At 46.4% G+C, this 14785-nt stretch carries 12 protein-coding genes; 7 read left to right on the forward strand and 5 right to left on the reverse strand.

Going from position 1 to position 14785, the window contains the following annotated elements; translation table 11 throughout:
* Positions 1–274: 274 nt before the first annotated feature.
* The 3 genes from QE357_RS19095 to QE357_RS19105 all read left to right on the forward strand — a co-directional run bounded on the left by QE357_RS19095 (position 275) and on the right by QE357_RS19105 (position 3024).
* Complete coding sequence (locus QE357_RS19095; RefSeq protein WP_106637117.1) at positions 275–580, forward strand: DUF4286 family protein; 306 nt, start codon at positions 275–277, stop codon at positions 578–580.
* Between the two features lie 169 nt (positions 581–749).
* A complete protein-coding gene (locus QE357_RS19100) occupies positions 750–2372 on the forward strand; it encodes an NADP-dependent glyceraldehyde-3-phosphate dehydrogenase (protein ID WP_309710801.1) in 1623 nt (540 codons plus the stop codon).
* 73 nt (positions 2373–2445) lie between these two features.
* On the forward strand, positions 2446–3024 hold the full coding sequence (locus QE357_RS19105; RefSeq protein ID WP_309710804.1) for a hypothetical protein: 579 nt from the start codon (positions 2446–2448) through the stop codon (positions 3022–3024).
* A 30-nt stretch (positions 3025–3054) separates the two neighbouring features.
* Here QE357_RS19105 and fabF read toward each other — a convergent pair whose 3' ends face one another.
* The 4 genes from fabF to QE357_RS19125 form a co-directional block, all read right to left on the reverse strand.
* The gene (gene fabF, locus QE357_RS19110; RefSeq protein ID WP_309710807.1) at positions 3055–4302 is read right to left on the reverse strand and encodes a beta-ketoacyl-ACP synthase II; all 1248 of its coding nucleotides are present in this window, start codon (positions 4300–4302) and stop codon (positions 3055–3057) included.
* Positions 4299–4850, reverse strand: coding sequence for a TetR/AcrR family transcriptional regulator (locus tag QE357_RS19115; RefSeq protein WP_106637113.1), 552 nt, complete (start codon positions 4848–4850; stop codon positions 4299–4301). Before QE357_RS19115 ends, fabF begins: the two co-directional genes overlap by 4 nt.
* Before the next feature lie 150 nt (positions 4851–5000).
* Positions 5001–6056: an isoaspartyl peptidase/L-asparaginase gene (locus tag QE357_RS19120; protein WP_309710813.1), complete on the reverse strand. Its 1056-nt coding sequence runs from the start codon at positions 6054–6056 to the stop codon at positions 5001–5003.
* 62 nt (positions 6057–6118) lie between these two features.
* The gene (locus tag QE357_RS19125) at positions 6119–7264 is read right to left on the reverse strand and encodes a DUF5009 domain-containing protein (RefSeq protein WP_309710816.1); all 1146 of its coding nucleotides are present in this window, start codon (positions 7262–7264) and stop codon (positions 6119–6121) included.
* A gap of 330 nt (positions 7265–7594) precedes the next feature.
* On the opposite strand from QE357_RS19125, the gene QE357_RS19130 reads away from it, so the two are divergent.
* The 4 genes from QE357_RS19130 to QE357_RS19145 all read left to right on the forward strand — a co-directional run bounded on the left by QE357_RS19130 (position 7595) and on the right by QE357_RS19145 (position 13189).
* Positions 7595–9919: a TonB-dependent receptor domain-containing protein gene (locus QE357_RS19130; protein ID WP_309710818.1), complete on the forward strand. Its 2325-nt coding sequence runs from the start codon at positions 7595–7597 to the stop codon at positions 9917–9919.
* Between the two features lie 27 nt (positions 9920–9946).
* Positions 9947–10498, forward strand: a complete 552-nt coding sequence (locus QE357_RS19135; RefSeq protein ID WP_309710821.1) for a hypothetical protein — start codon at positions 9947–9949, stop codon at positions 10496–10498.
* Positions 10499–10530: 32 nt separating this feature from the next.
* Positions 10531–11238, forward strand: coding sequence for an outer membrane beta-barrel protein (locus QE357_RS19140; RefSeq protein ID WP_309710824.1), 708 nt, complete (start codon positions 10531–10533; stop codon positions 11236–11238).
* A gap of 334 nt (positions 11239–11572) precedes the next feature.
* Positions 11573–13189, forward strand: coding sequence for a M28 family metallopeptidase (locus QE357_RS19145; protein ID WP_309710827.1), 1617 nt, complete (start codon positions 11573–11575; stop codon positions 13187–13189).
* Between the two features lie 104 nt (positions 13190–13293).
* Here QE357_RS19145 and QE357_RS19150 read toward each other — a convergent pair whose 3' ends face one another.
* Entirely contained in the window at positions 13294–14733 is a 1440-nt protein-coding gene (locus tag QE357_RS19150; protein WP_309710830.1) for a PLP-dependent aminotransferase family protein, read from the reverse strand.
* Positions 14734–14785 lie beyond the last annotated feature (52 nt).

A 14785-nucleotide genomic window follows, 5' to 3' on the forward strand; every position in this document is an offset into this window, starting at 1 on the left:
TTTGGGGCTTACCTGTTTTATCTCCCGCTTCTTCACTAGCAAAAAGTATTGCCAGCAATAACCCGACCGCATGCTACTTGTTTTACAGAAGAGGGCGGAATGGCACCATGTTTTTTAATCAAAGACAAGGATAAAATCTGGAAAAGAAATAAATTTCTTACCTCAAGGTATTGCCATCCTTAATTCTTGGTTTAGGTTTGTTACCAGGCAACAAATCAGTAAAAACCATTTTAGAAAGGGAAATCACGCATTCCCGAACCCTTATCATAACACTATGCTGCTTTATAACGTCACGTATAATATTGAACACGCCGCCCATGATGAATGGATTGAATGGATGAAAAACACCCACGTTCCGGCTGTCCTGGCAACTAATCTTCCCATTGGTAATCGCATTTTTAAACTACTCACGGAAATTGATCAGGGTGGGGTAACCTATACGTTCCAGTTCTTTTTTGCCGATATGGACGATTATAATACCTACGTTAATGATTATTCGGCCCGTTTAGAATCTGAAATTGACCGTCGTTACGGTTTGCAATTCGTTCATTTCAGAACACTTCTTCAAGAAATCATCTAGGATTTTTCTAGCTCTTTCTTTTTCCGCTTCCTTTTCATGGTGAAGGAAGCGGATGAAAAATCTACTACATTTATCGGGTCTGGCAGAATCTTCTCCGTCTTTTCCATAAGGCTTTACAACGCTTCATTCAACTCTGATTTATAGAAGATTACATAAATTTCTTTTCATCATGAGTACGCTACGACTTGAGTCTCTCTTTCCCCTAGCGGAAGAAATTCCCGCCGAACACGCCCTTTCAGCCCCCCTAGAGCAGCGGGAATATCTGATTGGAGGAACCATGAAATCCTGGCAAGGTAAAACCCAGGATGTGTATTCGCCCATTCATCAACGCACCGCCGACGGTTGGGAACCCGTTCGCATCGGTAGTTACCCCGTAGTGGATGCTGCCGACGGCATGGAAGTATTATATGCCGCTTTGAAAGCGTACGATAACGGTCGCGGTGAATGGCCGACCATGTCTGTTGCGGGCCGAATTGCCTGCATGGAAACCTTCACCCAGAAAATGCTGCAAAAGAAAGCCGAGGTGGTGAAGCTGCTCATGTGGGAAATTGGTAAATCGCTGGCCGACTCGGAAAAGGAATTTGACCGCACCGTGCAGTACATTCACGACACCCTCGATGAGCTCAAACGCATTGACCGCGAGAATTCCAAATTCATCATCGAGGAAGGTATCATTGGGCAGGTTCGCCGCTCGCCACTGGGCGTAGTGCTTTGCATGGGACCGTTCAATTATCCTTTGAATGAAACCTATACGATGCTCATTCCGGCAATTCTGATGGGTAACGTGGTGTTATTCAAACCTCCCAAACACGGAACTCTGCTGCATTACCCACTGCTGGAAGCCTTTAAAGAAAGTTTCCCTCACGGCGTAGTTAATACACTGTACGGACGCGGTAATACCGTCATTCCGGGATTAATGCAATCGGGTAAAATTGATGTATTAGGGCTCATTGGCTCCAGCCGTGTCGCGTCGGATCTTAAGAAAATGCACCCGAAAACCAACCGTTTGCGGGCCATTTTAGGACTGGATGCCAAAAATGCAGGTATTATTCTTGAAAATGCGGATCTGGATTTAGCCGTAAAAGAATCGGTACTGGGTGCGTTATCTTTTAATGGACAACGGTGTACGGCCCTGAAAATTCTCTGGGTTCATAAAAACCGGGCTGAAGAGTTTCTCTCTAAACTCAGCGAAGCCGTAGCCAAACTGCAACTGGGTATGCCCTGGCAAAAAGGCGTGAACCTAACGCCTCTGCCCGAGCCTAATAAGCCCGCTTATTTGATTGAATGCATTGAAGACGCCAAACTCAAAGGTGCTCGTGTAATCAATCCACACGGCGGTGAAAACTTCAAATCTTTTGTGTATCCAGCCATTCTTTATCCCGTGGCTGAAGGCATGAAGGTGTATCGGGAAGAGCAGTTCGGCCCCATTATCCCAGTGGCTACTTTTACGAGTGAAGAAGAACCCATCCAATATTTAATTGATTCTCAGCACGGACAGCAGGTTAGTATTTTTGGTAACGATCCCGTGGAAATTGCTAATCTGGTGGATCAGTTAGTAAATCAGGTTTCGCGGGTTAACATTAACGCCCAATGCCAACGTGGACCGGATATGTTCCCTTTTACGGGTCGTAAGGATTCCGCCGAAGGTACCTTATCAGTAAATGATGCCCTTCGCTCTTTCTCCATTCGAACGATTGTCGCCACGAAAGAAACCAGTGAAAACAAAGCGATTGTTAATGAGATTCTGCAAAAGAACGAATCGAATTTTCTTTCGACGCGGTATATTTTGTAGATACTGATTTTATACAAAAAAGGCAGAAATTCTGCCTTTTTTGTATAATGTCTGTTCTAGACCCTTCCACGCTATGAATCACGTTTTCCTAAAAACACAGGTATTAACTCTTCTACTGTTTTTCTTTTTTGGTATATCTGCATTACAGGCTCAGCAAAAGAAATGGATTCCTGCGTTTAAACTTAATTTTCGTGATTACTTAAAACTCCATACGAGTCGGGACGATGTATCGTATTTTCTTCAGTGGGCCGGAATAAGTTCTAATGAAGGCTCGCCCCAGTGTGAAACCAGATACGGAGAATTTAAATTTAGAGTTAATTATGAGGGTTTGGTAGATAGTATTCAGGTAATGGGTAATCTTCCTGATTCTTACAATCAACGAATTGTCACCCGAATCAGAGAAACCGCCGGTCGATGGACAGTTCCTACTGATTCTTCGCCTCAAAACGAGTGCTGGTTTACTTATCCGTTCTATATGTTCATCAGAGAAAATTATTCGGGTTGTCCAAACCGAGGTTATGCTTCTCAGCAAAATCATTTTGCTAACTACAAGCTTTTACTAAGCCTTCCGTATAGTGACCAGGGTATATTATCTACTACCACCAGTGTTCTGATCAGGCCCGGTCACTCGGAGCCTTCAGCGATCAAATGAGCCCACAATGCTTTATTAACCGCCTTAATCTTACCCTTCAAACTTCTTAAACACCACAGTTCCGTTATGCCCACCAAAGCCAAAGGCATTACTCATGGCTACTTTCACGGGGTATTCTTTGGTCTGACCCAGAACGATGTTTAACTGAGAAGGAATCCGGGGGTCCAGTTCCTGTGTATTAATTGTCGGCGGAATTAAGCCGTCGCGAATCGATAGAATGGAAATGATGGCTTCTGCCGCTCCCGCTGCTCCCAACAAATGACCCGTCATGGATTTGGTAGCACTAATTTGTAAGTGATCGGGGTGAGAGCCAAAAAGTTTGGTAATAGCCGCGATTTCACTTACGTCTCCTACGGGTGTAGAAGTCGCATGCATATTCAGATAATCCAGGTCAGCTTCATTCAATTCGCCATCCTGCAAAGCCAGTTTCATGGCCTGATAAGCTCCGAGTCCCTCAGGATGCGTGGCCGTCATGTGATAAGCATCAGCCGTCATGGCTGCTCCGGCCAATTCGGCGTAGATGTACGCTCCCCTGACTTTTGCGTGCTCGTATTCTTCCAAAATCAAAGCTCCCGCTCCTTCCGCCATAACAAAACCATCGCGGTTGACATCAAAAGGCCGCGAAGCCGTGAGCGGATCATCGTTGCGGGTAGACATGGCTTTCAGAGCACTAAATCCCCCTACCGATGCGGGTGTAATCGGTGCTTCACATCCGCCCGTAACCATTACTTTCGCTTTGCCCCAACGGATGTAGTTAAAAGCATCCATAATAGCCGTGTTAGAAGTGGCACAGGCGGATACCGTGGTATAATTGATGCCCATTAACCCGTGGCGAATAGAAATCATTCCCGAAGCCATATTGACGATGAGTTTGGGAATAAAGAAAGGACTAAACAGCGGCGTGTTGTCAGCAAGTGTATATTCCCGAACCTGCTCTTCAAAGGTTTCCATTCCACCCTGACCCGAACCCCAGATCACTCCCGCATCGAAGGGGTTCATCTGGTTAAAATCCAGACCTGAATCAGCAATGGCCTGGTCGGCCGCAATAAGGGCATAGTGCGTGAAAGGATCATTGCGACGAATGTCACTTTTATCCAGGTAATCGGAAGCCTGATAATTCTTTAATTCGCAGGCAATCTGGGTTTTAAATTTTTCGGGATTGAACCGGGTAATCCGGCCTGCTCCACTTTTGCCCTGGGTGACGTTATTCCAGAAAGTGGTTACGTTATTTCCCAGCGGAGTCAAAGCTCCCAAACCCGTAATGACTACTCGTTTCATGCTAGTATATCAGACAATAATTGTTGACGTATGCGGCTGTAGAGATCTGTTTGCTGCACACGGGAAAGTGATAAGGAAGAAATCAGACTAGAAATCAGCACTAAAGCCCGGTCGGAGGCTTCCCCTTTGAACTGAAATACCTGTTTGGTTCGACCCTGTTCCAGGCAAGCAGTTAACCAGTCAAGAATGACCCGGCTCATCCGTTGAATTTGGGCCTGCATGGCGGGAGAAAGCGTTTCAAAATCGGGGGCTAGTGATCCCATCAGACATACCATTCCCTTTTCGTAAGAGTTTCGGTAAATGTCCATGAACCATTCAATCTGCTCCTTTTCCGATTGATCACTCCAGCTACTGCTTAATTGCTGAAAGCCCAATACCATTTCTTCAATCACGCTCGCTCCCAGTACTTCTTTACTTGGAAAATGATAATGAATGGCCGCGTTCTTTATTTTTAGTGGAGCCGACAAGTCCGCGTAACTAAAGGCATTATAGCCTTTGGTACGAATCAACTCCTCCGCCAGATTTCTGATTTTATCTTTTGTTTCCATAGAAATTTTGGCAAACTTACTTACTAGTAAGTAAATATACAAATAAGAATTTCGATTGTCTATTACCCCTAAAACAAAAGCGGTTCGAATTCCATCGAACCGCTTCCCAAACACTTCCTATCCATAACTTACCCTGGGGCAAGAAAATCATTAATCCTTATAGATTTCAACCGTCTTCTTCCCATCCGCTGTGATAAAGCCGCGATACATGCCTTCCGAATTAAATGGCATGGAAAAATTACCCTTGGCGTCCAAGGCAATCACGCCGCCTTCTCCGCCTCGTTCCACCAATTTTTTATTCACCACTTCCTTCGCTGCCTCTTCTACGGAAAACCCTTTGTACCTCATTAAAGCAGCAATGTCATAGGCAACTACGGAACGAATGAAGTATTCGCCGTGACCTGTGGCGGATACCGCACAGGTTTCGTTATCGGCATAGGTTCCGGCTCCAATAATGGGAGCATCACCTACCCGTCCATACCGTTTATTCGTCATTCCACCCGTAGAAGTACCCGCGGCCAGATTACCGTATTGGTCCAAAGCCACGCAGCCGACGGTACCAAATTTTTTGCCTTCCGAAAAGATGAGCTCTTCTGCCCGGCTACTGGCATTTTTGGGAGCTTTGGTCGGTTTAGCTGGTTTTTCTTCCGAATGATCCAGCTTTACCTTTTCTTCTTTTAGGGCTTTCTGAAGTCCCTGCCAACGGTTTTCAGTGTAGAAGTAACTCGGATCTACGATAGTGAGGCCTTTTTCTTTAGCAAAAGTTTCGGCTCCCTTGCCAATCATCATCACGTGCTCGGATTTCTCCATGACCGCCCGAGCCGCTGAAATCGGGTTGCGAACAGTAGTTACTCCGGCGACGGCTCCCGCTTTGAGCGTTTTTCCATCCATTACCGCTGCGTCTAGCTCATTTTTTCCTTCGTGAGTAAAGACAGCTCCCTTACCAGCATTAAACAAAGGCGAATCTTCCATGACGTGAATGGTAGCTTCCACCGCATCCAGACTCGTACCTCCTTTTTTTAATACGTCATAACCTGTTTGTAAAGCCAGATTCAGGGTTTCGCGGTAAGCTTTTTCTTTTTCGGGAGTCATGTTTTGCCGGGTAATCGTACCCGCTCCTCCGTGTAATACCAGTGTAATTTTTGAAGGATCCGGGTTTTGAGCAAACGCCGAAGTGCTTAATAAAAGAAAGAGTAACTTTTTCATAATAAATGGGATTCTTGAAACGCGAAAAACCATCCGTAACTGCCGCTACGGGAAAGCAGGACTTATACCCGCAAAAAGACTTTTTTAGTATAGAGAAAATACAGGAAAAGCCATTTCATGAAAAGCATGCCCAGCACCGTCAATACGGCTTTCAGGGGTACCGAATCCAGATGCTTGATTAAGCCGCCGAAGAAGAATTCACTGGCGTGTTCAAAGCTGACGACTAATCCACTCATGTAAATTAAAATGGAATTCATACCAATGACGGTAAAAAGTATCGTCCATTTTTTATAGCCTTTGACATCGATAATCCAGTAAAAGATGGAGAGTAGTAACAGACTACAACCGCCCGTCACGCAGACGAAGGAGCTGGTCCAGAGGTTTTTATTAATGGGAAAAACCACATCCCACAGCAGGGAGAGGCCAATGAACGCCAAACCTAATCCAACTAAATGAATGATTTTTCTTGAAGCGGTTTTGCTCTGGTTTTTCAGTACCGTGCCTGCATAAATTCCTAACAAGGCATTACAAATCGCGGGAATTGTGGAGAGTAATCCTTCGGGATCGTGTACGGTTAGGTAGAGTTTCCCCGGCATTAGTAACCGATCTAAATAACCCGCCAGACTGCATTCCATTGTTAATACTCCCGCTCCACAACCCGGCACCGGAATGAGCATCATAGCAGCCCAATACCCTAGTAAAATCACGAAAAACCAGACATAACTCGCCCGTTTTCCCGCGTAAAGGTAGATGAGTTGAGCAAACATACCCGCTAGCCCGATTCGACCTAATACGCTACCAAAACGCATTTCGGCCAGGGGTTTTTGGAAAATTCCGTTGTTAAGGATGATTCCTAAAATAACCAGCGTAATCCCACGACTCACAATTTTGCGGGCCAGTTTACTTTTTTCTTCTCCCCGGGCAATTCGGCCATCCAGTGAAAAAGGCGTGGATACGCCCGCCATGAAAAGAAAAAGTGGAAAAATTAGATCGTAAAAGCGGAAACCGTTCCAGGCGGGATGCGTCAACTGATCGGCCATGAATAAGGCCCAGCTCCAGCTTGTGGTTTTGGCCAGAGCGTAGAAAATTTCATCTCCACCCATAATCCAGAACATATCGAAGCCCCGGAGTGTATCCAGCGATAAAAGCCTTTTGATGGGTACAGGCTGAGCCACTTCGGGCTCAGGGACAGTAGAAGTTAAAGACATTGCGAGTAAGCGGTATAGAGTCTGAAAACGTATTTGTTAAAATGAATTGTTAAATATGCTCAAAAAGCTTTTAATACCGATCTTAATAATCCCATGAATCGTACTGAGACTGCTGCTTTCGTAGGCTAGTCTACGACAACTTGTCAAGTTTTTACTAATCTACCACACCATACTTACGCTGGCTATCGCTACGGGAAAAAACCGTCTGCTAAACTTTAACAGGGGTTTAATTCATATTAATGCAACATTGTTGCACATGCAACTACTTTTGCTCCTTCTAGCGAAAGTCAGATGCGGAAATGTATAATAATACCTCTTTTAGGCTGTAGCATGTGGTGGTATTCCTTCATTTCTACTGCACAAACTCAGCCCGTTTGTCGATACCACTTGCAAGGCCTCGTACAGCGTACTGATGGATTACCTATACCCGGAGCAAGTATCTGGATTGAGGAAATTCATCGGAACATTCAAGCCGACAGCACGGGTCATTTTACATGTACGGACTTATGTGAAGGGATCTATACCCTCCGTTGCCAGTTCATGGGATATCAGCCCGTAATCAGAAAGGTTACCATCCCTTTTTCTTCCCTGCTGAGCATTCAGATGGTCTCCCAGGCAACGGATTTAAAGGCCGTCACAATTATCCAGCACCGATCTGAAGGACAGCAGCTTTTGCAAGTGCAGGCCGAACTATCCGGTCAGGGCATGGATGAATCTCGGGGCCAGTCTCTAGGTGAAAGCCTGAAAGCTCTGACGGGTATGTACTCCATTCAAACGGGTCCGTCCATTTCCAAGCCTGTCATCCACGGGTTACATAGCAATCGTATTTTAATTCTTACCAACGGCGTACGGCAGGAAGGACAGCAATGGGGCAGTGAACATGCTCCAGAAATTGATGCCTTCCTGGCTTCCCAGATAACCGTTATCAAAGGAGCGGCCAGCATTCGCTATGGCTCGGATGCCATTGGCGGCGTAATTCTGCTGGAACCTAAAAACATGCCCACCCAACCAGGCATTGGCGGCGAGGCTTATGTAGTGGGAGCCAGCAATGGACGAATGGACGTTGTATCGGGCATGCTGGAAGGGGTACCCTCCCGCTGGATACAGGGACTAAGCTGGCGTATCCAGGGTACGCTGAAAAAATCGGGGTACATTCAAACGCCACGATACTATCTGGAAAACACAAGTTATCAGGAACGCAACTTTTCTGGTGACGTCCATTATGACCGAAAGAATGCGGGATTAGAGGTTTTCTATAGTCGTTTTGCCACCAAAATAGGCCTGTTTACCGGGGCCCAGATTGGTAGTCTGTCTGATTTATACGCGGCTATCCATCGTTCTGAACCGCTGGTACAACCCAGATTTTCGTATGAATTGAACCGTCCTTACCAGGACATTCAGCACGACTTGGTGAAACTTCGAACGTATGTGCGGTCAGAGCGACTGGGAACGTTCACCGCCACTTTGGCCCGCCAGCAAAATCTGCGACAGGAATACGATTACGTATCCTTTAGTGGTTCCCTCAATCCTGAACTTTACTTAAAACTTATTACTCATACTGCAGATCTAATCTGGGAAAAATCCAAAAACGCTACTTCCGGGCAGTGGTCCAGTACGGCAGGCTTTACGGGCTTCACCCAGGGAAACGTCCGAAAGTATTTATTCCTCATTCCTAATTTTCGTACTTACACGGGTGGAGTTTTTGCACTGGAACGCTTCAGTCGCAAACAATGGTCGGCAGAAATGGGGCTGCGATACGATTACCGCTGGCTCAGGGCTTACTTTCTCGATGAGCCAACCAATACTATCTATTATAAAACGCACAACTGGTTCAATACGAACGCCTCGCTGGGCATTTCATACCAGCTTCGGCCGAATCTAGACTTAACTACGAATGTAAGTACAGCCTGGCGAGCTCCAAACGTCGCCGAACTCTACTCCAATGGGTTACACCAAAGTGCCGTAGCCTATGAGCATGGCAATGCCAATCTGAGACCGGAACAGGCCTACAATGCCTCGATTGCTCTTCATTATTCCCACCAATCGTTTACAGCAGAATTGGGGCTTTATTCTAACCTGATTTCAAACTATATCTACTTAAACCCAGACTCATTGCCTCTCGTACGGCAACGTGGCGTTTTCCCCTCCTACAGTTACAATCAGGTACGAGCAACCTTCAAAGGCGTTGACCTGACTTTTAGCTATGCTTTTACGACCCACCTGAGTTTTATCTCCAAAACATCCCTGCTGTACGCCTACGATCATACGCATCAGGATTACCTGGTGTTTATTACGCCTAACCGAACCGACAACAGTATAACCTATACGTTGAAAGACTGGAAAAAAATGACCCGTACCTACCTGAAAATTTCGGGTTTGTACGTGGCTCGACAAACCCGAGCCCCCACTGTTACCAGTCGACTGGAAAATGGGCATTTTGTCTATACGGGAGATTTTGCCTCACCACCGCCGGGATATTTTCTTTTCGGTGCCGAAATGGCTACCACCCTTGCCCTTGCCAAACAATCAATCGGGATTATTCTCAGCGGTACTAACCTGACGAATGTAGTCTATCGGGATTACCTAAACCGCTTCCGCTACTTCGCTGCTGAACCCGGTCGAAGCATCAACCTTAAGATTAAAATCCCTTTCTAATTTTTCTATATTAAACAATCAATGACCATGAAACGAATCCTTTCAGTGTTAGGCTTCTTATCCGTCTTTTTTCTGGCAAGCTGTAACAAAGAAGAACAATCCGTTGCTCCAACGATTGATAACGAAGCCCTGACAACAGCGACGCTTCAGCTCACCAATAAAGCGAACCCTACAGAGGTAGTGACTGCTACCGTGGATGGCCTTAACGGAACTGTCGATTTTAGCAAAGACACGCTTCGACTCAAGGCTAATGCTTCCTACAGCGGAGTCATACTGCTTTTGGACAAAACCAGCTCCCCCGTCGCGGATGTTAGTGCGGAAATCAAGGAACGTCAGAATATTCACCTCTTTGTTTATACCCCCGCCAGTGGTTTGAATATGGCTGTCACCATTACGGATAAAGATACGAATCCCGCTCCAGGTCCCTACCCGGTTGGTCTGACGTACGATGTACGCACGGGAGCTGCTAGCACGGGCAAACTGCATGTGGTCTTACGTCACCAACCTAATACTAAAGACGGTACCGCTACTGCGGGTTCTTCGGATCTCGATACCAATTTCGACGTTGTGATTCAATGAGTATAGTCTTTCATCTATTTACATCCAGCATTATGAAACGTATTCTGCCATTTCTGTTTAGTTTGATCCTATTCGTACCTACCCTTACATTTGCCCAGACCAACCCCAACCCCCGTTCGTTCGTGGAAGTCTTTGGAGGCTGGTCGGGGATTTCCGGCAATTTTTCCCAAAGCAATTACGCTAATCCTCGCTCCGGTTTTGCCCGCTCCGGTTCCGTCGGAGGTATTCAGGGAGCCTGGTTTTGGGGTAAACATTTCGGACTGGGCCTCAGTATTAGCCAGGCTGACTACGGCGTTCGAACCCAACCGTTAGCGGAAGGTTACCGGGAAGATTTTGACGTTGATCAGGCCATCGTTACCAGCAAACATTACAGGCTCCATTCGTTTCTGGCGGGGCCGTACTATTCATTTGTTTTTAACAAATTCACTCTGGATCTAAGGGGACTGGCGGGTTTTTCTACCGCCACATTACCCCTCTTGCGTGTAGCCCTGGAAGACGAATCCGTGTTTACCCAGAATAAATCAACCGCTACCAGTTTTGCTTATCAACTGGGGGCTGGTGTTCGCTGGGCTTTCCTTCCTCATTTTGGCTTATCCTTACGAGCTGATTACGCCAGTACAAAGCCAGATTTTTCCGTTTCTTATACCAACATCAACAATACGTCTGGTCGTACGATTTCGTCGTACCACGAGAAAATAAGTGGCGTTAACGGTACCCTAGGTCTTTCGTATCAATTCTAATATCTGTTCTTTCCGAATGTACGGGGAAAGCATAACCCGAAAGCTTTCCCCATACGTCCGGAATGCGGGCAACATGCCGTTACCAGGAATACAGACAGATGTCCATCGAACGTCGTACGGAGAAGGGTTCTAGTTCATGAATGCTTAGGAAAGCCACAACTCTTCGAATGATTGATTTTCAATAGCTTATAATTACAACAAAAGAGCCTTTGAATTATTCCTGCGGATGAGTTGGTTCCTTTTTAGTTAGATAAACGCATTTAAAATTTCTTTCTGTTTCCATTTGAGTACAGAGAAATCCTATCTTCGGTTATTAGTCCATCCGAATTATACCATGTTCACGCGAGTTACTCTCCTTTTTTTACTAAGTACGCTAAGTGTATGGGCCCAGAAACCCACTTCTATTGACAGTCTCATTACGGCTCGGCCCTTTACCGAATATGTCAAACACCTGTCTTCTGATGCCTTTGAAGGACGTAAGCCCTTTAGCCACGGAGAAGAAGTGACGGTTAAGTATCTGGAGACTGAATTCAAGAAAATGGGTCTTAAGCCTGGTAATAATCAGAGCTACTTTCAGGACGTGCCTTTAGTTGATATTTTATCCAAACCTTCGGTTCCTTTAAAACTGGCGACTAACAATAAAGAGCTTAAACTTAATTACCTGACTGATTTTGTGGCAGCCAGTCGCTGGACGGATGCCAAAGTCACTCTGGAGAATTCGGAGATGGTTTTCGTAGGGTACGGCATTGTCGCTCCCGAATTTGGCTGGAACGATTACCAGGGCCTTAATGTCAAGGGCAAAACGGTTTTGGTATTAGTGAACGATCCGGGTCTGGCTGATTCGACACTTTTTAAAGGTAAGACCATGACTTATTATGGTCGCTGGACCTATAAATTTGAAGAAGCGGCCCGGCAGGGAGCCGCCGGTGTTTTGCTTATTCATGATACCAAAGCGGCCAGTTACCCCTGGGACGTTGTGAGAAGCGGCTGGTCGAAATCCAAGCTCTACCTGCAAAGTCCAGATAATAACCATAGCCGAGCCAAAGTAGAAGGCTGGCTTTCGAAGGAAACGACGGAAAAGTTACTAGCAATGGCCGGAAAAAGCACGGATTTGTATCAGCAGGCGGCTAAACGCGGCTTTAAGCCCGTTCCTCTGGGCGTGAAGGCTTCGATTGCTTTGGATAATCAGGTCAAAACTTCCGTTTCAAAAAACGTACTAGCCTACCTTCCCGGAACAGATCGGGCGGAAGAAGTGGTCATTTATACTGCTCACTGGGATCACTTTGGCAAAGGAGAGCCCATCAACGGCGATTCGATTTACAACGGAGCGGCGGATAATGGTACGGGCGTTGCCGCCATTATGGAACTGGCCAAAGCCTTTACCCAACTTAAGAAAAAACCATCCCGCTCGCTTTTGTTCATGAGCGTGACGGGCGAAGAGCAGGGTCTTTTGGGCTCGGAGTATTATGCTACGCATCCCGTGTATCCGCTTTCCAAAACCATCGCTAACATCAATCTGGATATTTTGCAGCCCTTTGGTCGGATGAAGGATGTGATTATTGTAGGGAAAGGGCAGTCGGATTTAGATGATATAGTGGAAGAAGCCGCCCGCCGACAGGGTCGCTTTACCCGCCCCGAATTCAACCCCGCTGGCGGTTGGTACTTCCGATCAGATCACTTCAATTTTGCCAAAGTCGGCGTGCCTTCCATGTATTTAGAAAACGGCGTGGTTTCCATCGAACATGGGGAGGCCTGGGGCCGGAAGAAAAAGGAAGATTATAATACCAATCATTACCACAAACCCTCCGACGAGTACGATCCTAACTGGGATTTATCAGGTATCATTGAAGACATGCGACTTCTGTTTAACATCGGCTATAAGCTCACAACCGAACCCGTTTACCCCGGCTGGAAAAAGGATTCAGAGTTTAAAAATATTACCCGTAAATAAGTAGTGGATCGTTTTTAGCGGCTGCGGTTATCCGTTTACAAATTTATACTCAACGGCTCATAACCCAAAAAGGGTTTCAGATCTGATAGTCTGAACCCCTTTTTTTATAAACAGGACTTAAGAATTTTAACGCAGTGGCTCAATTCCTCTTCATTCGAAGAAGCAAAGCCTAACCGGGTAGAGGGAAAAGTTAAAGGACCATGCTGAATGCCATTCGAGAAATAGAGTCCCTTTTTTAAAGCCTTGCTGGCCACTTCTACCAGATTAGTCCCTTCTTTGAACTGGGTCCAGAAAGCAAGGCCGCCTTCGGGCGTTTGAAAGTGAATGTTATCGGCTAATTCGTGGGATAAAGCCTGAGCAAAATAATCCCGCCGCTTTTTGTAGATTCTCAAAGCTTTTCGTAAATGCCGCTGAATCAGGCCTTCTTCGAGTAATTGAGCCAGTGCGTTTTCCAGCATCATATCACCCTGTCGGTCAATGATTCTTCTCAGACGGGATAAATGGCGAATGGCATCTTCAGGCCCCACTAAATATCCTACGCGGAAGGCTGGAGCAATGGTCTTCGTAAACGAGCCGCAGTACATAACCATTCCGCTTGTATCCACACTGGCCAGGGGAAAAAGGGGCTTTTGCTCGTAATGAAAATCAAAGTCATAATCATCTTCGAAGATGAGAAAACCATACTGCCGCGACAGACTCATCAGCTTCATCCGACGCTCGGCTTTCAAAGCCACGGTCGTCGGATAATGATGGTGCGAGGTGAGGTAAAGCATGCGAATCGGGTACTGCTGGCAAAGTTCAGCTAAAACCTCAACCTGAAGGCCATGCTCATCTACGGGCACACTTAGCATTCGAGCTCCGGTCTGCTCCAGATTAAGCGTCGAACCCGACCAGCTCATCGAGTCCAGGGCTACGTAATCGCCGGGTTTCACAAAAGCGGTACTGGTTAAGAAAAACCCCATCATCGTTCCCCGAACAATGAGCACATTAGCAGCCGTGGTATGCAGCCCTCTGGTTTCATTCAGATACAGGGATAACTGCTCGCGAAGCCAGCCCGAGCCCATAGGGTCATTATAACCCAAACGGCTATACGCATTTGAGCGAAGCAGTTGATTGCGATACGCCCGGGAAAGATCCAGCAAAGGGGCTAACCGAACGTCGGGAAATCCATCATCCAAATGGTAAGGTCCCTGGGCCAGCAAAGGGGGCCGCTCTAAAAAAGGCTTGGACTCAAAGGAAAAGCCTGCCGTTTTCAAAGGGTCAAAACTTGTTTGAAGCGAGGGTTTACTTTCCGGAAAATGCGTGGTGACGAAAGTGCCACTCCCCTGCCGACTTTCCAGCCAGCCCTGAGCCAGTAATTCATCATACGCCTGCACAATAGTTTTCCGATGAACCTGTAGTCGTTCCGCAAGCTTTCTACTGCTCGGTAACTGTTGACCACAAAGCAATTGACCGCTTCGAATGTGATCCATCAGCTGAGTAGAAAGCTGAAGATATAAAGGCTGAGAACTGGTCCGATCCAGGGTAAGGGTGAACGTCCACATCGTAAGAAAAAATGTACTGCTTTGATTACCGCACCTTAGGTGATAAGAACAG

The organism is Siphonobacter sp. SORGH_AS_0500 (assembly GCF_031453245.1).
GTDB lineage: Bacteria > Bacteroidota > Bacteroidia > Cytophagales > Spirosomataceae > Siphonobacter.